Raw genomic sequence first — 18968 nt, 5'->3', positions numbered from 1 at the left:
GAGTCGTGGAAACGCCGCGTGAGCTGGAAACGCTGCTTTTACAGCACTGGAACGTGCGCGCCGCGCAGCTTGAGGCGTTGTCGTCGGGCCATACTAACAAAACGTATCGCGTGCAGGAGGTTGCGCGCGCAGCGATTCTGCGTGTTTCGTGGCCCGGCAAAACGGCCACGCAGGTTCAGCGCGAGGAGGCCATGCTGCGTCATTTGAGCGACCGTGGCCATACGCCTTCATTGCCGCGACTGCTGCCGACGCTATCGGGCGAATCCTGCGTGCACGCGGCAGACGGTTGCTGGCTGCATCTGTTCGAATCGATCGACGGCGCGCCGGGCATGCCGCGCGATGCGCTTCAGGGTGCGACCGACGCCATGTGCGCGCTCGCGCATCTGCATGCAGGCATGGCGACGCTGGACGCCCACGAAGCGAGTCAGCTTGCGTGGTTGCAACTGCGCCATGCACGCGTGGCGGCGCGCGAAGCGCCGCGCCTGAGCGTCGATCTATCGCCGCACTATCCCCTGCTGATCGACAGCATGGGCGCGCTGCTCGCGCTGGCGCACGCGTGGATCGACGGCCCCGCGCAGTGGCTGCATGGCGATTATCACGCGGGCAATCTGCTATTCAGCGGGCAGGCTTTGACGGGCGTGATCGACTTCGACGATGTCGGGCTGGGATCACGCTGGCTCGAAGCGGCGTTCGCGCTGTTCGCCTTGTCGCGCGACGCGACGCTAGAAGAACGTTTTGTCTTCGATGCGAGCGTGTGGAGCAGGGGGCTTGCCGCGTATGCGGAAGCTTGCGGGCAAGCGGCGCCGGACTGGATGCACCCGGAATCCCCTGCATTAATGCACCTGTTCTGCACGGATCAACTGTTGATCCATCTGGAAGCCGCGCAACGCGGACTTTGGATTCCGGGGCCCGGCATGGGCTTTCTTGCGTGCTGGCGCGAGCTATTGCGCGCCGCGCCAGTCGGCATGGCCTAGAAGCAGGCGCACGGCTTCGACGGTGGCGGGCCGCGTGTCGCGGCGCGGGGAGCTATCGTGCAGACAAATCACCGCATCGTGCCCCGATGCAGTCTGAGCCGCGACGTGACTGAACATTGCCCCGGCAAGCGTCTGCGCGTCCGGTGCGGGCCGCCGCCAGTCATCGACGATCAAAGTCCACCCGGCGTGCGGCCGCGCAAGACGGTCGAGCACGATACGGCGCGGATCGTCGGCCTGCAGGCCGTAGGGCAGGCGCAGCGCAATCGCATGCGGCGCGCTGAAGCCCGCTTGCCGGTGCGCGGCCCGGATCAGGGCATCGGTAGCTTCGACTTCTTCGATCAAATCGTCTGCGCCCAGCTCGCCGGGGCGTGCGTGCGTCCATGTGTGATTGCCGAGCGTATGTCCCTCGCGCAGCATGCGCACCGCAAGATCCTGCGCCGCAGCGAGATGCTTGCCGAGCACAAAAAACGTGGCCTTGAATGAGGCGTCTTTCAGTACGTCCAGCAATAAAGGCGTGGAAGGGCCGGGGCCGTCGTCGAAGGTCAGTCGCAGGGAAGGGGGCATGGCGCGGCAGGGGCGATCAAAATTCGATCGTGAGATTCAGGGGCCAGGGCACACTCTAGCAGCAAGCCGGGAGCAAACCCTGTCGAGTGCAAGAGTGCAACCGAGTGCAATCCCCGGCCCCGACGACGCTTACCCTTACTTGAAGTCGTTCGTTTCGAGTTCGACCGATTGACCGCCGTTCTTCGCCAGCGCATTGCGCGCGGCCTTTTCGATCTGCGGGCGGTTTGCCTCGAATGCGCTCAGCAGCGCGTGCGACGAGGTGCCGTCGTTGGCGAAGCGGTTATTGAGCGCGTCCAGCGACACGCTGCACCAGACGGGCCGATCGTCCACCTGGGCTTCGAATGCAATGCGCGAAGCCGCCACGGCGTGACGGCGATTCGTGAATTCAATCCTCATCGGATTCCTCCTTGCTTGAGTTGCAGGGCCGCCGCGCAACGGCTGCGCGGTGTCTTCGGATCAGCAAGTCGCAGTCCCACCTGAAGCAGGCGCGCCGATTGCGCATTGACTCCGCGCTTCAGGCGCGCTGCAATAGCCTTCCTTTCCCGATGAATCTGGAGAACTGCAATGGCCACCCGTTCTTCCCTGATGATAGTCGCTGTGAGCGCGGTTTCCTTCATGCTGATGGCAGCGCAGGCCGGTGCGCAAACGGCGCCGGGCGACGATAGTGCCGCGAGCGCCGGCATGAACATGAGCGCGAGTCCGGGCACGAGCGCGAGTTCCACCAAGGCGCAGCGCAAAGCACAGCGCAAGGCGGCGCGCGCACGCAAGAACGCCGAACTGAAGCAGCTTGAGAAGAACGGCTATAGCCCGTCGAGAAATAACCTCAATTATCCAGACGATATCCAGAAGGCCGAGAAAAAGGCGGGTGCTGCTGGCGCGGCGAGCCAGTAACCCGGCTGGATTGGCCGGCCTGGAGACGCGGTGATTTTCGGCGCGCTTGCTCAAATCGCAACCACCGCGACGAGGCAGGCGCGCAACAAAGCACCGGCACGGCGATTGCTGTCCTGCGTTTGCAGGACTCTTAACGAACGACAATCCGCCGATGCGCGCTGTTTATCGCGCCTTCTTTCAAAGGCGAGGGCGCTCGCGCCTCGCACTCCTGGTCGACCGGACATGGACAAGTCAGCAGCGAATTCAGCCGGCCATTTCCGGCCCGAGGATTACGAGGTGGTATGCGGACAGAAGGTGAACGCACTCGGCCGATACATCGGCTATCTGCGCATCCGCAGGAAGCCCGACGGCAAGCTCATTTATCCCTTCGACGGTTGCCAGGTGCCGGGGCCGTTTGCGACCGGCGAGGAAGCGCGCCGCGCGGCCTGCGAAATGGCGGATGAGCTGGTGCGGCTCGATATCGCGAGTCCGGAGAGTTGAGCGCGGACTTTACGCCGCCGCGCCCTCGACCTTGAATGCCGCCACCAGCGTATTGAGCGAGTTGGCGTGATCGGCCAGCGACGACGCGGCTGCCGCGCTTTGCTCGACGAGCGCCGCGTTCTGTTGCGTGACCTCGTCCATCTGCGTGACCGCCAGGCCGACCTGCTCGATGCCGTCGCTCTGCTCGCGCGACGCGGACGCGATTTCGTGGATCAGCGTGGCGACGCGCGTGGTCGAGGTCTGGATCGCTTCCATCGCGCCGCTCGCCTCGGTCACGAGCGTCGCGCCGTCGGCCACGCGTCCCGTCGATCCCGCGATCAGCGTGCCGATCTCCTTGGCCGCCGCCGAGGCGCGCTGCGCCAGGCTGCGCACTTCGCCCGCGACCACCGCGAAGCCCCGTCCTTCCTCGCCCGCCCGCGCGGCTTCGACCGCTGCGTTGAGCGCGAGGATATTGGTCTGGAATGCGATGCTTTCGATGGTGCCGATGATGTCGGTCATCTTCGACGAACTCGCGTGAATCTCGTGCATGGTCTGCTCCATGCGCGCGACGGCGTCGTGGCCGCGACCGGCCACGTCGGCGGCGCTGAGCGCGAGATCGCGCGCCTGTTGTGCGTTGAGCGCGTTGGCCTGCACCGTGCCGATCAACTGCTGCATCGCCGACGCGGTTTGCGCGAGTGACGAAGCCTGTTCCTCGGTGCGCTGCGACAGGTCGAGATTGCCGCTGGCGATCTGCTGGGTCGCCGTCGCCATGGCGTTCGCGCCCAGGCGCACCTGTTCCATGGTTTCGCGCAGCCGCGTTTGCATCGCCGCGAGGCCGTCGAGCAGCGCGCCCATCTCGTCATCGCGATGCGCGCTGACATGCGTGGTCAGGTCGCCTGCGGCGATGGCTTCGAAATGCGCCATTGCCGCGCGCAGCGGCTCCATCACCGCGCGACGCAAGCCGCGCCAGCTCAGGAACGCAATCAGCAAGGCCAGTGCGATGCTCGCGCCGCAGATCACGCCGAGCGTGTGAAAGCGCGCGCTCGAATCGGCGTCGGCCTGACGCGCGGCATCGTCCAGGTAGCGTTCGAGCGCGCCCTGGCTCGCGTTCATGGCCGTGTAGAGGCCGATCAGTTCGGCGGCGCGGTGCTCGTCCATCCAGCTCGTGTCGCCCGCGCGGATCGCCACGACCAGGCGGTCGATGGCGTCGCGGCGCACGGCGCTGCGTTTGGCGTCGAGATCGTCGGTAAGCGTCTGCAGCTCGGGCGTCTTGGGCAGTGCGCGAAACTGCTGCCACCAGCGATCCGACTCGCCGAGCAGCGCCTGCGCGCGATCCAGTTGCGGGCCAAGCTGCGGGGAATGCGGGTTCGCCATCGCCCAGTCGAGGCCGAAGCGCGCGCGTGACATCGCCGTCCCCGATTTGCCGAGCGCCACCGCCGAAGCGAAATGCATCGTGTACGCGTCGTGCTGCGCGCGGTTGGTCATGTCCATGCCGAACAGACTGACAACGCCCATGGCGATGACCAGTGCCCCGAGCGTCACCACCGTCAGCGCGAGGCGAAGATTGATCGTCAAGCTTTTCATTATTGTTCCATATGCGAAACGATACACCGTATATGAAAAGTATAACGGCAGCCTGGGGCGAGAAATTAATCGTGTTGCGGTGGGTGTTTACCCTCGTTGCCGCAAGCGGCGCGAGTGAGTTTGCGATTCGCGGCAACCGCTTTGAGACGGTCGCGCCCGGCACCAACAAAAAAGCCCGTCCTGAAAGGACGGGCGCAAAGGACGTAGTGTGCGATAGATCTGCGCATCGCTATTGCGTTGAATTGCATAGCGATCCTGAATATATCCCGCACTCCATCCGGAGAAGAACCACTCACATCGCAAGGGGCGCGGCACATCCACGCCGGGCCCCTTCTACAGCATCAATACAGCGCTTACAGGAACGCTTAGAAGCGCGTCAGCATGCCGACTGCACCCATCACCTGGTTGCCCGTCGACGAAGCGCCGCCCGAGTTGTACATGTTCGCGACGTTCTTGTTGCCGGTCGCGTGCTGGTACATGGCTTCTGCGTAGACTTCGGTGCGCTTGGACAGCGAGTAGCGCGCGATCGCGTTCACCTGGTTCCACTTCGGATCGGCGCCGTAGGCGGTCGCGCCGTTCAGGTGGCCGTCGGTGTACGTGTACGACAGGCCGGCCTTGAATGCGGGCGTGAAGTTGTACATGCCGTTGACTTCATAGTTGTCGAAGCGCACCGAGCCGTTGCTCAGGCCGAAGGCGCTCGTGCCCTGGTACTGGCTGTGCGAATAGACAAAGCCCACGACAGCCGGGCCGAACGCGTAGTTGATGCCTGCAGCGGCAGTGCGCTGCACGTCGGACGTGAGGCTGCCCTTGACTTCGGCCTGGTCGACTGCGCCTGCGGTGTTGGTGAACGCCGTGCCCGTCTTCGAGCCCGAACCGTTCGTCTGCAGGTAGCCTGCGGCAGCCGTCAACGGGCCGTACGTGTAGCTTGCAGCGGCGCTGTAGGCGCGGCTCACGGCGAATTCGGTGCTGTTGCTGAACGCGTACATGCCGCCGAACTTGAAGCCGCCGTAGTTCAGGCTCGTGTACTTGACCGAGTTGTTGAAGCGCACGCTGTGCTGAAGGTTGTCGTTGTCGTACGGGTGCGCGAAGCCCGAGTCGCCGAAGGTGCCGGCGGTGGCCGACAGCGGCGAAACGAAGTCGACGACGTCGTCGTACTGGCGGCCCATCGTCAGCGTACCGAAGGCGTTGCTGCTCAGGCCGACATAAGCCTGGCGGCCGAACATGCGGCTGTTCTGGCCGAGCTGGCCGTTGTTGACGCTAAAACCGTTTTCCAGCAAGAAGATCGCTTTCAGGCCGCCACCGAGATCCTCGGCGCCCTTCAGGCCGAAGCGGCTGCCGCTGATGTTGCCGCTCGCGAGCGCCACGCGGCCGCTGCCGCCGACATTGTTCGTGTAAGCGATGCCGGCATCGACGAGACCGTACAGGGTGACCGAGCTTTGAGCGTGGGCGGATGCGGCGGCGAATGCGCTCAGGCACGCGACGGCGATCGAGATTTTTTTCACTGTGTGACTCCAGTTCTATAGGGATGCTGGGTTGAGACGACGGCGAGTATAGAAAAGGCATTTGACGGAAATGCGCCTTGGCTGCCGCACGGTCTCTTCCTGAAACTGGAGCAATCGATTCAAAAAACTGAAATAAATCCCGGCAAGGCAGATGTAATAACGCTCGCAAGGTCTTGCCGCGCCGCGCGTGCGCAATTTGGCGCGTTTTGCAGTCGCGTTTGCGCAACATCGCCGCGCGGAATAATCGGCGGCGATTTTCTGGTGGCGTCGGGTCGCGCTCAGGATTTGGTTTGTTTTAAGCGGAAAACGCAAAAGCTCAAGATGGCCAGCAGGCTCACTGCTGTCGCCCCATAAAGCATGAGTCCGCCAAAGCCGTGAATCAGCGCGTTGCGGCTAATCGATTCGAAACGTTCCGCGCTCATGATCGCGGCCGATTCCGCGGGCACGAGGTCGCCTGCCGCGACGCGGCTCGCCAGGGCATTCCACTGCACGTCAGCGGAAACCGCGCCCAGCGCCGCCTGTAATTTCGCGCCCACGCCCTGCACCAGCAACAGGCCCATCAACGCGATATTGATGGCGAGCGTAATCATGCGCGCGCTCATGTCGATGCCGGACGCCATGCCCGCGCGCTCGGCGCTGACCGAGCCGGTCGTCGTGTTCGTAACCGGCGTGTTGGTCAGCCCCAGGCCCGCGCCCGCGAGCAGGCAGCCGGGCAGCACGGCCAGGCCGCTGGCGTCGCCGATCCGGCTGCCCACCCACATCAGGAAGAAGCCCAGGCCAATGGTGAGCAGCCCGGCGGGAATGACCGTCGCCGCGCGGTAACGCAGCGCGAGGCGCTCGCCGATGGGCGGAAACACGAGCGTGGGCAGCGTATAGGCGAGCAGCGATAGCCCCGCCGCGACCGGCCCTTCGCCGAGGGCGCGCTGGAAATAGATCGGCAGGTAAATGATGAAGGCCCAGAAGCTGAAGTTCATGCCGACCGAACCCAGCAGCGCGCCCGAGAAGTTGCGCACCTTGAACACCGAGAAGTCGAACATCGGATGCGCGATGCGCGTTTCCACCGCGTAGAACACGGCGAGGCTCGCGGCGCTCGCCGCCAGGATCGCGAGGCCCGATGCGCTCGTGAAGCCGCTGTCGCCGCCCTGCGTGATGAACCATACGAAGCCCAGGATCGCCGCCGAAAGCGTGGCCATGCCCCACACATCCAGCCTGCGCGCCTGCGGGTCGCGCGATTCCTGCACACCGGCCACGGCCAGCGCGAGCGTCGCCACGGCAAGACCCACGTGGATCCAGAACACCCATTTCCAGTTGGCGAGCGCGACGATCGCGCCGCCCACGATCGGCCCGAATCCCAGCCCGATGCCGAGCACAATGCCCCACACGCTGAAGGCCCGCGCACGCGCCGCGCCCTGCGGGAACTGATGCGACAGCACGGCCACGAGGCAAATGAGCATCGCGCCGCCGCTTGCGCCCTGCACAGCGCGGCTCGCGATCAGCACGGCCGAGTTCCACGCGAGGCCGCACAGCCATGACGCAATGCCGAACAACAGAATCGCGCCGATAAAGATGCGCTTGCGGCCGAAGCGATCCGCAAGCGTGCCGGTCGCCATGAGCACCGTCGTGCAGGCGATGGTGTAGGCGTTCATGATCCATTGAATCTGCTTGAAGTCGCCGTGCAGCACGACTTCGAGTGTCGGCAGGATGACCGGCACGCTGGAGATTTCCAGCGAGAACATCATCGCCGCGAGACAGACGGCGATCAGTGCGATGGTGTTTCGTTGCGGACGCAACGGTATGGGCGGCTCTATGGGTGACTTGGCGGCAGTCGAGGTGACCTCGACTGCGTCCCGTTCGATTTCATTGATCTGCATGTCGGACTCCGGAAAGGGAGAGGGATGTTGCAGAGCAGTCTAGAGGAATATAATTCCCTTATTGACGTGTTTCGTTCCCACGATAGGTTCCTGAATGGAACCAATAACCGGCGCAGGCAATGACGGACAATCTCGACGGCGTGGCCACCTTCGTGCAGGTGGTGGAGGCGGGCAGCTTTGCCCTTGCGGCCGAGCGCATGAACCTCACACGCTCGGCGGTCGGCAAGGCGATTGCCCGGCTGGAAACGCGGCTTGGCGCGCGGCTCATCCATCGCAGCACGCGCAGCCAGTCGCTCACGGCGGAAGGCCAGGCGTATTACGAAGGCTGCGTGCGCGCGCTCGCCGAACTCGACAATGCGCAGGCGGCGCTCGACCATAGCGGCATCGAACCTACTGGCCGCCTGCGCGTGAGCGTGCCGGAAGCCTTCGGGCACCTGTGCGTCGCGCCGGTGCTGCTCGACCTGGCGCGGCAGTACCCGAAACTCCAGATCGACCTGTCTTTTACGGATCGCATGACCGATCTAGTCGAAGAAGGCATCGACCTGGCCGTGCGTATCGGCGAGTTGCGCGACAGCACCACGCTGGCGGCAAGGCGTCTGGGCACGCAGCATGTGGTGATCGGTGCGTCGCCTGCGTACCTCGCGCAATACGGCACGCCAGCGAGCCTCGACGATCTTGCCGGTCACATCGGCATTGCGTATTCGAGCGGCGGCAATGTCGCGCCGTGGTGGGGCGCGCAGGGGCCGATGGGCACCGACGGCGTCGTGAAGCCAGCTCCGCCCCTGCGCTCGCAGATCAGCATGGACGATATCCAGGCGATTGCCGCGGCGGCGATCGACGGCTATGGGCTGGCGTGGCTGCCGTGCTGGCTGCTCACGCGCTTCGCGCAGAGCGGGGCGCTCGTGCCGGTGCTCGACAGCTATCGCGTGCGTTCGCAGGAGATCTACGCGGTCTGGCCAAAAGAGCGCCATCTGCGCGCCAAGACGCGCGTGGCGATCGATGCGTTGAAGGCGCGCATTCCAGCGATGATCGGCGAGTAGTGCGGCGGCGCTCAGGCTGAGGGCCTGGTCTTGCGCTTGCGCACGAAAGCCAGCACTTCATCCACCATCGGATGGTGACGTTCAGGATTCCAGAGCAATGCCGCCGTCACCACCATGACTTTTTCCTTCAGGGGCCGCACGACGACGTTTTCCGGCGCGAGCCGTCGCATCGACGCGGGCACCAGCGCCACGCCCTGCCCGCAGCCCACATAGGCGATCTGCGAAGTGACCGAACGCACCTCGTGCGTGACGCGCGGCGTCAGCCCGTGCGAGCGGCACACGGCGGTGAGCATGTCGAAATAGACCGGGCTGACCTGGCGCGACGACATCACCAGTTGTTCTTCGGCCAGCGACTGCAGCCGCACGCGCGGCAACGCCGCGAGCGCATGATCGCGCGGCAGCGCCACGGCGAGGCGATCCTCGGCGAGCGGCAGCGTCGCGATTGCGCCGCCTACTTCGCCGTCCACCCGCACGAAGGCGAGATCCAGCTCTCCCGCCTCCAGTTGCGGCACGGCGTCCACACTGTCGATTTCCTTCACGAACACGCTCAGATCCGGATGCGCGCGCTTGAGCGCGTCGAGCACGGGCGGCACCGTCTCCAGCATCGCGGACGTGATCGCCCCCACATGCAGCACGCCGGTCTGCCCGGCCGCCACCTCGCGCACCACGCGCTCCAGCCGCTCCACCTGGCCCGCGAACTGCCGCACGGCGGGCAGGATCGCGGCGCCCGCGGGGCTGAGCTGCGTGCCCTGGCGCGAGCGAATGAACAGTTGCAGCTTGAGCGACTGTTCGAGCACCTTGATCTGCTCGGTGAGCGGCGGCTGGGACATGTTCAGCCGCTGTGCGGCGCGTCCGAAGTGCTGTTCCTCCGCGACGGCGAGAAACATCCAGAGCTGGCGGATCAGCCGGAAATCGATGGTCTGGTTCATGGTCGTCTGCCTGGCGAGCGGAGAAAGCGCCTGTTCCGGATTTCGTATCACGCAGATACGAAGTGCGAAATTTACATATCAGGGGCGCAAGGCGAGGATTGTCGCACTTTTCAACGGAAATCCACGGAAACAAGCGCGATGAACTCGACCCCCTTGCTCGATCGCCTCGCGGCGCTGGACACGAACACCGTGTCCGATGCCCTCGACTTTCTCGGCCTCGCTGGCGCGACGTTCGGCCTGCGGCCGCTGTGGGACTGCCCGAAGATCGTGGGCCGCGCGAGCACCATCCTGCTCGGCCCCAAGAGCGACGCGCAGCCCACCGTCCACCTGATTTCGCCGGTCATCGACGCCGTCACCACGGACGACCGCGTGCTGGTGATCGCGGGCGGCGCGCAGGGTATTTCGTGCTGGGGCGACATTCTCGCCAACGCGGCCACGGCAAGGCGCATTCGCGGCTCGGTGATCGACGGCATGAGCCGCGATATCGAGGGCAGCGAAGCGGTGGGCTATCCCGTCTATGGGCGCGGCGTGACGATGATCAGCGCGCGCAACCGCGTGATCCAGCTCGACTCGGGCTGCGCGGTCGAGGTCGCGGGCGTCACCGTGCATGAGGACGACTACGTGATCGCCGACCGCTGCGGCACGGTCTTCGTGCCTGCCGCGCGCATCGAAGCCGTGCTCGACCTGGGCGAACGCATCGCGCGGCGTCAGGACGGCATGGTCGCGGCCGTGCGGGCCGGGCGCTCTGTCGCCGAAGTCATGCACGACAAGGAATTCGAGGCCATCGCGGCCCCGCAGGCTCAACGTTCTTGATGGAGTGAGCGCGCTCATGCAACCGCTTATGCAACCGCCCAAACAAAGCGCCGAAGACCAGCACCTGGTCGCGCTGTTCGACGGACTCGACACGCCAGGCGTCTCCGACGCGCTGGACAAGCTCGGCCTGCACGGCCAGGCGCTGGACATCATGCCGCTCGCCGACGATACGCGCGTGGTCGTCGGCCCGGCCTTCACGGTGAAGTACGTACCGGCTAGCACGCCGCCGGGCACAGTTGGCGATTTCATCGACGAGGTCGCGCCGGGCGACGTCGTCGTGATCGACAACGACGGCCGCACCGATTGCACGGTCTGGGGCGACATCATGACCCAGTACGCGGGCCTGCGCGGTATCGCGGGCACGGTGATCGACGGCGTCTGCCGCGACGTGACGAAGGCGCTGGGCGAGCGCTATCCGCTCTTTACCAGAGGGCGATTCATGCGCACTGGCAAGGATCGCGTGCAGGTGGAAGCGGTCAACGCCACGGTCGGGATAGGCACGGTGCGCGTGGCCGCGCGTGACATCGTGGTGGCCGACGCGAACGGCGTCGTGATCGTGCCGCGAGCACGGGCCGAGGAGGTCGCGCAGACCGCCCGCGCGATCGAGGCCACCGAGGCGCGCATTCGCGATGCCATCGCACAGGGCAGCACGTTGGGCGAGGCACGCGCCGCGCTCGGTTATCACCATTTGCAGAGAAAAGCCTGATGGCTACGATTCGACACTATGACGCGGCGCTATTGGAGCAGGCGTGCAGGCTCGGCACTTCGACGCTGCATGAATCATGCGGAATCCTGACGAGTTCCGTCGATCCGGCAATCCGCTCCATCTGGCCGGGCGCGAGCGTGGCGGGCCCCGCATATCCGCTTGAATGTTCGCCGGGCGACAACCTCGCAATCCACGTTGCGATGGAGCAAGCGCCGCGCGGCAGCGTGCTCGTGGTATCGACGGGCGGCTTCGTCGCCGGGTACTGGGGCGAAGTGCTGACCGTGGCCGCCGAAGCGGCGGGCGTCGCGGGCCTCGTGATCGACGGCGGCGTGCGCGATATCGCGGCGCTCACGGCGCGGCGCTTTCCGGTGTTCACGCGCGGCGTGTCGATGCGCGGCACGATCAAGGCCAGCGCGCCGTCGGTGGGGCAGCCGCTGAGTTTCACCGGCACGCCGGTCGCGGCAGGCGACCTGGTCGTGGCTGACGACGACGGCGTACTCGTCATCCCCGCAGCGCTCGTGCAGGCGACGCTCAGCCGTGGGCAGGCGCGCGCGGACAAGGAGGCGGGCATCATGGAGCGCCTGCGCGAAGGCAAGACCACGCTGGATCTGCTCGGCCTTTCGCAGTGGAGGGCCGCGTGATGGAGCGCGTCATGAGTGCAAGCCAACCGGCGCTGAACCGATTTCTCGCCGCCGCGAAGCCTTCCGCCACCTACAAGGTGATCGACCGGGTCGCGGCGCGCCGCGCAAGCGGCGAACCGGTGATCTCGCTGAGCGCGGGCGAACCCGATTTCGATACGCCAGCGCATATCGGCGAAGCGGGCATTGCCGCGATTCGCGCGGGTCACACGCGTTATACGCAGGTTGCCGGGTTGCGCGCGCTGCGCGAGGCCATCGCCGCAAAATTCCGCCGCGAGAACGGCCTGGAGGTCGACTGGCGCGACACGCTGGTATGCAGCGGCGGCAAACAGGTGATCTTCAACGCGCTGGCCGCCACGCTGAACGTGGGCGACGAAGTGATCGTGCCCGCGCCCTACTGGGTCAGCTACCCGGAGATCGTGCAGCTATGCGGCGCGCAGGCCGTCATCGTGCCGTGCGATGCGGCAAGCGGCTTCAAGCTCACGCCCGCCGCGTTGCAGGCCGCCATTACGCCGCGTACCCGCTGGCTGATCCTCAATTCGCCTTCCAACCCTACGGGCGCGGTATACAGCCGCGCGGAACTCCAGGAGCTGGCCGAAGTATTGTTCGCGCATCCCGACGTGCTGGTGTTGTCGGACGATATCTACGAGCACCTGATTTTCGATGGCGTGGCTTTCTTCACGCTCGCGCAGGTGGAGCCGCGTCTGCGCGAACGCGTCCTGACGATGAACGGCGTCTCCAAGGCCTACGCGATGACGGGCTGGCGCATCGGTTTCGCGACTGGGCCGCGCTGGCTTATCGACGCAATGGAAAAGTTGCAGGGACAACAAACCTCGGGGGCGTCGAGCATTTCGCAACATGCCGCGCTGGCCGCGCTCGACGGGCCGCAGGACTTCATCGCGCAGTCGCGCGCGGTGTTCCAGCGCCGCCGCGATCTCGTGGTCGCGCAGTTGAACGCAGCGGGCCTGCATTGCGATGTGCCGCAAGGCGCGTTCTATGCGTTTGCGTCATGCGCAGCGTTGCTCGGCAAGACGACGCGCGGCGGCGTACGTCTGGCCAGCGACGAGGACGTGGTCAATGCCTTGCTCGACGAAGCGGGCGTGGCGACCGTGCATGGCAGCGCGTTCGGACTCGGCCCCTATGTCCGCATCGCCTACGCGCTGGACGACGCTGCGCTTCTACGCGCGTGCGCGGCGATCCAGCAATTCTGCGGCACGCTCGAAGCCTGAAGGAGGGCAATCATGGTTCAGCAGTTCAAGGACGCGCGCATTGCGCTGACGATTGACGGCACGGCGCTGGAGGTGAGCGCGATCCATCGCGACGGCGACAAAGCGCCGATCGTGTTCCTGCACGGCTTCGGCTCCACCAAGGAGGACTACGCCGATATCGTGCGCCACGCGCAATTCGACGGGCATGCGTTTCTGGCCTGCGACGCACCGGGTTGCGGCGCAACGCATTGCGCCGATCTCGCGCGCATCGACATTGCGTTTCTGGTGGAGACGGCGCTGGCGATGATCGACCATGCGGGCTTCGAACGCTTTCATCTGGTCGGCCATTCGATGGGCGGCCTGACGGCGTTGATGCTGGCGCACCGGCATCCGCAGCGCGTGCTCAGCTTTGTCGATATCGAAGGCAACATTGCGCCCGAGGACTGCTTTCTCAGCCGCCAGATCGTCGATCATGCGCGTGCAAGCGACGAACACTTCTTCGACGATTTCATCGCGCGCACGCGTCACGCGCCGGCGTACGCCAGCGCGCTCTACGCAGCCAGCCTGCGCCACAAGGTGCGCGCGCAAGCCGTGGGGCCGATCTTCCGCTCGATGGTCGAGCTGTCCGATCATGGCGATTTGATGGGCAAGTTCCTGGGTCTGCCGTGTCCGCGTCTGTTCATGTATGGCGCGCAGAACGCCACGCTGTCCTATCTGGATTCGTTGCGCGCGCAAGGTGTTGCGCTGGCGCAGATCGAGGACTGCGGCCATTTCCCGATGTACTCGAATCCCGTGGCGATGTGGCAGGCCATCGCGGCGTTCTTCACGGCGTCGGCGTCGCGCATTCGAAGTTCGACGCGCGGTTGATGTTGCCCTTGCCCAGGTAGCGCGGGAACGCGGGATAGCGGCACAGCGGGCGCGTGCGCCCGTTGGTCGGTTGCGCGATATCGGTGGCGACCAGGGTTTGCGGCGCGACGCCGTGCGAAACCCAGCCATCGAGCGCACCGAGCAGGTCGACCGACGGAATGAACACGCCATTGCCGTGCTGGAAGCCCGGCACCATGTAGAGGCGCATGAAGTCGTCCACGCGCTCGTCGCCGTAACGCGCAATCAGGCCGTTGTAATAGGCGATGGTCTGGTTCGGGCTGATGACTTCATCGGCGAGACCTTGCAGCGTGATGAGCTTGCCGCCGCGCGCGAGAAAACGCGAGATATCGGGGTTCATCGCGCCGATCGTCGTGGAAAGCGTGTACAGGCGCTGCTGATAGCGGCCCGGACGCGTCACGTCGAAGCTGCTCGCGTCGAAGGTCGGGTCGTGCGTGACGAAGTACTTGATGTACGCATCGCCCTGTGCGAACAGATAGCCGTTGGCGACGAAGGCAGGCTGCGGCAGGCGCTCGGGCGAATGCGCAAGGCCGAGCAGGCTCGTGAAGCGCACGCCCTGGAACACGTTGTAGCCGCGATAGCGGTCTGCGTTCCAGGCGAGCGGATAGGGCAGGCGCAGGCCGTCGCGCAGGCGTTCGAGCGTCGCAAGCTGCGCGGGCGTCACGCATTCGTCGGCGGCGACGACGCCGCCTGCTTCGTGCGCGGGGCAGCGCAGCGATTCGACGATCTCGGCTTCCCTGGCGCGGCAGCCTTCGACGTCGCTGATGATGCCGTCGGCGGCGCCGTCGAGCGCGTCGCACACCTGCATCGTGCGCTCGTAGACGTGCTCCAGCAGTTGCGGCGACAGGTAGCCGCCCGGTGTGCGGTATTCGCTTTGGCCCACCATCACGCCCAGCAGGCGCACGCCGGAAAAATTCAGGGCGGGCGCATTGGCGACCACGCCGTCGTAATCGTCGGGATAGCGCTGGATCACGGTGTAGCCCTCGCGCCCGCCCGTCGATCCGCCCGCGAAATACATGTGCTCCGGCGCGCGGCCGTAGCCTTGCTCGATCAGCGCGAGCGCCACGTCATGCACTTTCTTCAGGTGCAGGTAGCCGAAGTTGGTCACGGCCTCGTCGAGCAGGCCGAAGTTGGCCTGCGAGGAATCGCCGCGATGGCCCGAGTCGTCGCCGAAGGTGGCGTAGCCGCGCGCGAGCGGGGCGCGGTCGGGCGAGAACGGCGTCGGCCCGGTGCCGGTGACGACCACGCCGTTGTAGCCGCCGCCGCCGAACTGCACCGCGCGGCCGTTCCAGCGGCTCGGCAGGTTCAGCTCGAAATGGATGTCGGGCGTGCCCGAGGTCTGCGGGCGGATCACGCCGGTCAGGCGGCAAAAGTCGCCGTCCTGGTTGCCGATGGCGGTCGCCGCGATCATGACGGCGCTCTGCACGAGCGCGCCGCCCGTGGGCACGGCGATGGCCTCGGGCGGCAGCAGCAGGCCCGCCAGGTCAGTGCAGTGGAGCGGCAAGGCGGGCGTGCGCTGGGCGTGAACCGGCGCGCTCAGGACGAACGCCAGAAGGCACGTCGCGTAACGGCCCGATTTCCAGCAGGCAAAGCTGCGCGCGAGGCCCCGGCTCATCCGTACCCAGCGCCGTTGACGGCGGCGCGCGCTTTCTGCCGGTTGGTCACGCCGCGCCAGGTGCGCGCGAGCATCAGCGTGGCGGCAATCGCCACGATGTCGCCCGCGAGCCCTGCCGCGAAGGCCGCCGCGCCGTGCAGCGCGTGGGGTGTCGCGGTATCGACGGCCACCGAAATCAGCGTGCCGCCGACGAAGCACACGAGGCCCGTGCGCCCGACCGTGACCACCGACGGCAGCCACGCGGCGAGGCGCGCGACCGTGCCGCGATGCACGAAATACGCCGCCACCATCGCGATCACGATGAAGTTGACGACGCGGGCGAACGCCAGATGCTGTTTCATGGCTCCAGGCAAGGGTTGAGTCAGGACGAGCAGTTTAACCGCTGCGAACGCCGCTACGGCCGCAAAGGCGAGCCGCACGAGCCAGCGCGCGGCCTGCGACGCCTTGAAGTCGGCGGGCAGGGGGTGCAGGCGGCACAACATGCCGAACACGAACATCAACTGCCACGCGAACGGATTGAACGACCAGTCGGCGACATGGTTCGCGCTGAAGAGCGCGGCAAGCTGCGGCGCGAACACCCAGACCAGCAGGCTTGCGGCCAGCGTCGGCAGGGGCGCGCGGCGTGCGAGCGGCACGGTCGCCGGCACGCACAACGCGAATATGACATACATCGGCAACACGCTCGACAGGTAGGGCTGGCGCGCGAGCGTGAGCACATTGAGCGTCTCCCGGAACGGATGCAGTGCGAACGGCGCCCAGCCGCTCAGGTCGGCAGCGAGCGGATTGAGGTGGAGCACAGCAAGCAGCGCGCCCGTCAGCAGCGTGAGCACGGCGGTCAGCAGGTACGCGCGATAGATCTCCCAGCTGCGCCGTAAAAACCGCTGCTTTGCGGCGCTGACGCCGCGATGTGCATGCACGGCCATGAAAGCCGCCGCCGATGCATAGCCGCCCAGAAACACAAACACTTCGGCGGAATCGCACAGCGCATAGGCGTGCAACATGACGTGCGAAAGCGCGCTGCCGGGAATGTGATCGAGCACGATCACGATGAGCACGATACCGCGGAAAAAATCGACTTCGATGGAACGTCCCTGACGCGCTTGCATGTGTCCCTCGCCAGCATCGCGATCGCACTTTGCAAGTTGGACGATCGCTCGATGAAAGGTATGGAGCGCGACGTGCGCCACGCCGCCCATGCCCCTACGAGCGATTCAGGCCAGCAACGTTCCCTGCGAAATCCGCTGGAAAAGCATAAAGACGCGTAGATGACGGGCGCGCCATGTCGAGGCCAGTGACGCGCCAGTTTCGACGCGCGAAGCTGCGCCAACGCGCAATCAGGCGCTGCGTTCGACGAGTGCGGCGATGGCTTGTTCGAGGGTGACGCGACCTTTGAGCGTATCGGCGGGCGACTCGAATTCGATCCAGCCTTCGTTGAAGCCGTCGAGCATCTGCATGCGCGGCGCAGGGTGGTTCATGCCCTGTGCGCGGAACAGCGCTTCCCATTGTTCGCGCGGCACGGCGCGTGCCTGCACAGGCCGATGAAGCGCCAGGGCAAACGCGGCGGCGATGTCGTGGGGCGTCACGCGGCGCGGGCCTTCCAGCTCCACCACGCGCACGCCTGACCATGTCTCCTGCAACAGGCGCGCTGCAAGCTGGCCGATATCGACGGTCGAGACCATCGGCACCGGTTTGTCGAGCGGCTGCAAATAGCTTTCTATCGTGCCCTGGTCGCGCGCCGACGCCACGTCCCACGCGGCGTTCTCGAAGAACCACGCCGCGCGCAGGAACGCGACGGGCATGGGCAGCGTGCCTAGCGCCTGCTCCATGAGGCCAAGCTGGTTGAGCAGGTTCGGCTGGCTCGCCTGTGCGCCGATGGTGGAAAGCACGACCACGCGTTGCGGCTGCGCTTGCGCGAGCGCGTAGCGCAACGCGGCGATGTTGCGCTTCGATTCGGCGAAATCGGGTGAGGGATCGAACACGGGCGGCAGCAGCACGAACACGCCCTGCGTGCCTTCGAAAGCACGGCGCAGCGCCGTGCTGTCACTCATTTCCGCGACGGCGATCTCGCAGCCGCGCGCCGCCCACGTGGACGCTTTTTGTGCATTGCGCACCACGGCGCGCACTGCCTGTCGCTGTTCGATGAGCGCTTGCGCGAGTGCGCCGCCCACTTGACCTGTCATGCCGGTGATTGCAAACATCTGCCTGCTCCGCTACGAGGATTGAAGAAAAGGTATCGACGCAACGGATTCTGGGCGTTGCCAGCACGGCAATCCATGACATGAATGGCATTTGATTCATGACACAATGGCATGACCGGAACGCTGGCCAGTGCACGAGGACATCATCATGGCTTTCGACGAACGCATTCTCAACGGCATGGGCGTGCTGACGGCCATCGCCGATAGCGGCAGTTTCGCGGGCGCAGCCGAGCGCCTCGATATGTCGCAATCGGGCGTGAGCCGGGCGGTGGCGCGGCTGGAGGCGAGGCTGGGCATCCGGCTGTTCGACCGCACGACGCACACCGTCACGCTCACGGACGAAGGGCGGCGGCTCTACGAACAGGTGGTGCCGCTGCTCGAAGGACTGGAGCAGGCGGCGGCATCGGCGGCAGGCGGCGCGAGCGCCGTGCGCGGGCGCTTGCGTGTGAACGTCGACCCGTTCTTCTCGAAGATCGTGCTGAGCCCGCGTATCGGCCAGTTTGTCGAGCGCTACCCCGATCTCGACCTCGATCTCATCACGCGCGACGACCTGGGCGACATGGTTGCCGACGGCTTCGACCTGGCCGTGCGTTTCGGCGAGCCGCGCCCGTCGACGCTGGTGGCGCGCAAGCTGCTGGACACGCGCATCGTGACCGCCGCCTCGCCATGCTACCTGAAGAAGCACGGCAGGCCGCTCAAGCCTGCCGATCTCGAATGCGCGCCGCACGAGTGCATCCAGTTTCGCGAGCCGCTAACGGGGCGGCCGTTCGTGTGGGAGTTTCACCGGCCGCGCAGGAAGGTCGTGATTGCCGCGCGCGGGCGGCTCACGGTGAACGACGTATCGACGATGCACGGCGCGTGTCTCGCGGGACATGGCATCGCGCAGATCATGGCGCTGGGCACGCAGCCGCTCGTCGAAAGCGGCAAGCTCGTCGATCTCTTTCCCGACTGGCCCGACGAACGCTTTCCGCTCTATGCGCTGTATCCGTCGCGGCGGCACCCGTCGGCGAAAGTGACGGCGTTCCTGGCGTTCATCGTGAAGATCACGGGCGCGCAGGTGACGGACGTGCCGTGGTACTGAGGGCGCGGGC

19 protein-coding genes are annotated in these 18968 nt (G+C 65.8%); 10 read left to right on the top strand and 9 right to left on the bottom strand.

Annotated features, from left to right (window positions below):
- The first annotated feature begins 5 nt into the window (after positions 1-5).
- The gene (locus BBA01S_RS10560) at positions 6-974 is read left to right on the top strand and encodes an aminoglycoside phosphotransferase family protein (protein WP_027816403.1); all 969 of its coding nucleotides are present in this window, start codon (positions 6-8) and stop codon (positions 972-974) included.
- Here the strand turns inward: BBA01S_RS10560 and BBA01S_RS10555 are convergent.
- Positions 942-1538, bottom strand: a complete 597-nt coding sequence (locus tag BBA01S_RS10555) for a polysaccharide deacetylase family protein (RefSeq protein ID WP_027816402.1) — start codon at positions 1536-1538, stop codon at positions 942-944. The genes BBA01S_RS10560 and BBA01S_RS10555 overlap by 33 nt on opposite strands.
- Before the next feature lie 135 nt (positions 1539-1673).
- Positions 1674-1934, bottom strand: coding sequence for a DUF1488 family protein (locus BBA01S_RS10550; protein ID WP_027816401.1), 261 nt, complete (start codon positions 1932-1934; stop codon positions 1674-1676).
- A gap of 168 nt (positions 1935-2102) precedes the next feature.
- On the opposite strand from BBA01S_RS10550, the gene BBA01S_RS10545 reads away from it, so the two are divergent.
- The gene (locus BBA01S_RS10545; protein WP_027816400.1) at positions 2103-2429 is read left to right on the top strand and encodes a DUF4148 domain-containing protein; all 327 of its coding nucleotides are present in this window, start codon (positions 2103-2105) and stop codon (positions 2427-2429) included.
- Between the two features lie 222 nt (positions 2430-2651).
- Positions 2652-2909 carry a DUF6723 family protein gene (locus tag BBA01S_RS40830; protein ID WP_027816399.1) on the top strand — a complete coding sequence of 86 codons (258 nt, stop codon included), beginning with the start codon at positions 2652-2654 and terminating at the stop codon, positions 2907-2909.
- A 9-nt stretch (positions 2910-2918) separates the two neighbouring features.
- On the opposite strand, the gene BBA01S_RS10535 is transcribed toward BBA01S_RS40830, so the two are convergent.
- The 3 genes from BBA01S_RS10535 to BBA01S_RS10525 all read right to left on the bottom strand — a co-directional run bounded on the left by BBA01S_RS10535 (position 2919) and on the right by BBA01S_RS10525 (position 7845).
- Entirely contained in the window at positions 2919-4472 is a 1554-nt protein-coding gene (locus BBA01S_RS10535; RefSeq protein WP_027816398.1) for a methyl-accepting chemotaxis protein, read from the bottom strand.
- Between the two features lie 365 nt (positions 4473-4837).
- Positions 4838-5974 carry a porin gene (locus BBA01S_RS10530; protein WP_042296678.1) on the bottom strand — a complete coding sequence of 379 codons (1137 nt, stop codon included), beginning with the start codon at positions 5972-5974 and terminating at the stop codon, positions 4838-4840.
- A 278-nt stretch (positions 5975-6252) separates the two neighbouring features.
- Positions 6253-7845 (bottom strand): MFS transporter, encoded by a 1593-nt coding sequence (locus tag BBA01S_RS10525; RefSeq protein ID WP_084162047.1) that lies wholly within the window; start codon positions 7843-7845, stop codon positions 6253-6255.
- A gap of 119 nt (positions 7846-7964) precedes the next feature.
- On the opposite strand from BBA01S_RS10525, the gene BBA01S_RS10520 reads away from it, so the two are divergent.
- Positions 7965-8885: a LysR family transcriptional regulator gene (locus BBA01S_RS10520; RefSeq protein ID WP_027816395.1), complete on the top strand. Its 921-nt coding sequence runs from the start codon at positions 7965-7967 to the stop codon at positions 8883-8885.
- Between the two features lie 11 nt (positions 8886-8896).
- Here the strand turns inward: BBA01S_RS10520 and BBA01S_RS10515 are convergent, their stop codons facing one another.
- A complete protein-coding gene (locus BBA01S_RS10515) occupies positions 8897-9814 on the bottom strand; it encodes a LysR substrate-binding domain-containing protein (protein WP_027816394.1) in 918 nt (305 codons plus the stop codon).
- A gap of 138 nt (positions 9815-9952) precedes the next feature.
- Between BBA01S_RS10515 and BBA01S_RS10510 the strand changes: the two genes are divergently transcribed.
- The 5 genes from BBA01S_RS10510 to BBA01S_RS10490 are packed head-to-tail and all read left to right on the top strand — an operon-like array spanning position 9953 to position 14046.
- Positions 9953-10627 (top strand): RraA family protein, encoded by a 675-nt coding sequence (locus BBA01S_RS10510; RefSeq protein WP_027816393.1) that lies wholly within the window; start codon positions 9953-9955, stop codon positions 10625-10627.
- Between the two features lie 16 nt (positions 10628-10643).
- A complete protein-coding gene (locus BBA01S_RS10505) occupies positions 10644-11333 on the top strand; it encodes an RraA family protein (RefSeq protein ID WP_245641464.1) in 690 nt (229 codons plus the stop codon).
- On the top strand, positions 11333-11974 hold the full coding sequence (locus tag BBA01S_RS10500; protein ID WP_027816391.1) for an RraA family protein: 642 nt from the start codon (positions 11333-11335) through the stop codon (positions 11972-11974). Before BBA01S_RS10505 ends, BBA01S_RS10500 begins: the two co-directional genes overlap by 1 nt.
- A gap of 11 nt (positions 11975-11985) precedes the next feature.
- Positions 11986-13200 carry a pyridoxal phosphate-dependent aminotransferase gene (locus BBA01S_RS10495; protein ID WP_027816390.1) on the top strand — a complete coding sequence of 405 codons (1215 nt, stop codon included), beginning with the start codon at positions 11986-11988 and terminating at the stop codon, positions 13198-13200.
- Between the two features lie 12 nt (positions 13201-13212).
- Positions 13213-14046: an alpha/beta fold hydrolase gene (locus BBA01S_RS10490; RefSeq protein WP_027816389.1), complete on the top strand. Its 834-nt coding sequence runs from the start codon at positions 13213-13215 to the stop codon at positions 14044-14046.
- Here the strand turns inward: BBA01S_RS10490 and BBA01S_RS40825 are convergent.
- The 3 genes from BBA01S_RS40825 to BBA01S_RS10475 form a co-directional block, all read right to left on the bottom strand.
- The gene (locus BBA01S_RS40825) at positions 14003-15679 is read right to left on the bottom strand and encodes a tannase/feruloyl esterase family alpha/beta hydrolase (protein WP_084162046.1); all 1677 of its coding nucleotides are present in this window, start codon (positions 15677-15679) and stop codon (positions 14003-14005) included. The two genes, BBA01S_RS10490 and BBA01S_RS40825, sit on opposite strands and share 44 nt — an antisense overlap.
- The gene (gene opgC / locus BBA01S_RS10480; protein WP_027816388.1) at positions 15676-16785 is read right to left on the bottom strand and encodes an OpgC domain-containing protein; all 1110 of its coding nucleotides are present in this window, start codon (positions 16783-16785) and stop codon (positions 15676-15678) included. Before opgC ends, BBA01S_RS40825 begins: the two co-directional genes overlap by 4 nt.
- A 228-nt stretch (positions 16786-17013) precedes the next feature.
- Positions 17014-17877, bottom strand: a complete 864-nt coding sequence (locus tag BBA01S_RS10475) for an NmrA family NAD(P)-binding protein (RefSeq protein WP_027816387.1) — start codon at positions 17875-17877, stop codon at positions 17014-17016.
- A gap of 148 nt (positions 17878-18025) precedes the next feature.
- Between BBA01S_RS10475 and BBA01S_RS10470 the strand changes: the two genes are divergently transcribed.
- A complete protein-coding gene (locus BBA01S_RS10470) occupies positions 18026-18958 on the top strand; it encodes a LysR family transcriptional regulator (protein ID WP_027816386.1) in 933 nt (310 codons plus the stop codon).
- Positions 18959-18968: the final 10 nt, after the last annotated feature.

It is taken from the genome of Paraburkholderia bannensis NBRC 103871, from assembly GCF_000685015.1.
Taxonomy (GTDB): Bacteria; Pseudomonadota; Gammaproteobacteria; order Burkholderiales; family Burkholderiaceae; genus Paraburkholderia; species Paraburkholderia bannensis.
This window is presented reverse-complemented; position numbering and strand designations above follow the sequence as displayed.

What these genes read in the sequence shown, in the direction of transcription:
- BBA01S_RS10495 (WP_027816390.1), top strand. Translation starts at nt 11,986, where the DNA reads ATGAGTGCAAGCCAACCGGCGCTGAACCGATTTCTCGCCGCCGCGAAG.
- BBA01S_RS40825 (WP_084162046.1), bottom strand. Translation starts at nt 15,679, where the DNA reads ATGAGCCGGGGCCTCGCGCGCAGCTTTGCCTGCTGGAAATCGGGCCGT.
- BBA01S_RS10500 (WP_027816391.1), top strand. Translation starts at nt 11,333, where the DNA reads ATGGCTACGATTCGACACTATGACGCGGCGCTATTGGAGCAGGCGTGC.
- BBA01S_RS10535 (WP_027816398.1), bottom strand. Translation starts at nt 4,472, where the DNA reads ATGAAAAGCTTGACGATCAATCTTCGCCTCGCGCTGACGGTGGTGACG.
- BBA01S_RS10475 (WP_027816387.1), bottom strand. Translation starts at nt 17,877, where the DNA reads ATGTTTGCAATCACCGGCATGACAGGTCAAGTGGGCGGCGCACTCGCG.
- BBA01S_RS10545 (WP_027816400.1), top strand. Translation starts at nt 2,103, where the DNA reads ATGGCCACCCGTTCTTCCCTGATGATAGTCGCTGTGAGCGCGGTTTCC.
- BBA01S_RS10470 (WP_027816386.1), top strand. Translation starts at nt 18,026, where the DNA reads ATGGCTTTCGACGAACGCATTCTCAACGGCATGGGCGTGCTGACGGCC.
- BBA01S_RS10515 (WP_027816394.1), bottom strand. Translation starts at nt 9,814, where the DNA reads ATGAACCAGACCATCGATTTCCGGCTGATCCGCCAGCTCTGGATGTTT.
- BBA01S_RS40830 (WP_027816399.1), top strand. Translation starts at nt 2,652, where the DNA reads ATGGACAAGTCAGCAGCGAATTCAGCCGGCCATTTCCGGCCCGAGGAT.
- BBA01S_RS10505 (WP_245641464.1), top strand. Translation starts at nt 10,644, where the DNA reads ATGCAACCGCTTATGCAACCGCCCAAACAAAGCGCCGAAGACCAGCAC.
- BBA01S_RS10510 (WP_027816393.1), top strand. Translation starts at nt 9,953, where the DNA reads ATGAACTCGACCCCCTTGCTCGATCGCCTCGCGGCGCTGGACACGAAC.
- BBA01S_RS10520 (WP_027816395.1), top strand. Translation starts at nt 7,965, where the DNA reads ATGACGGACAATCTCGACGGCGTGGCCACCTTCGTGCAGGTGGTGGAG.
- opgC (WP_027816388.1), bottom strand. Translation starts at nt 16,785, where the DNA reads ATGCAAGCGCGTCAGGGACGTTCCATCGAAGTCGATTTTTTCCGCGGT.
- BBA01S_RS10525 (WP_084162047.1), bottom strand. Translation starts at nt 7,845, where the DNA reads ATGCAGATCAATGAAATCGAACGGGACGCAGTCGAGGTCACCTCGACT.
- BBA01S_RS10550 (WP_027816401.1), bottom strand. Translation starts at nt 1,934, where the DNA reads ATGAGGATTGAATTCACGAATCGCCGTCACGCCGTGGCGGCTTCGCGC.
- BBA01S_RS10555 (WP_027816402.1), bottom strand. Translation starts at nt 1,538, where the DNA reads ATGCCCCCTTCCCTGCGACTGACCTTCGACGACGGCCCCGGCCCTTCC.
- BBA01S_RS10490 (WP_027816389.1), top strand. Translation starts at nt 13,213, where the DNA reads ATGGTTCAGCAGTTCAAGGACGCGCGCATTGCGCTGACGATTGACGGC.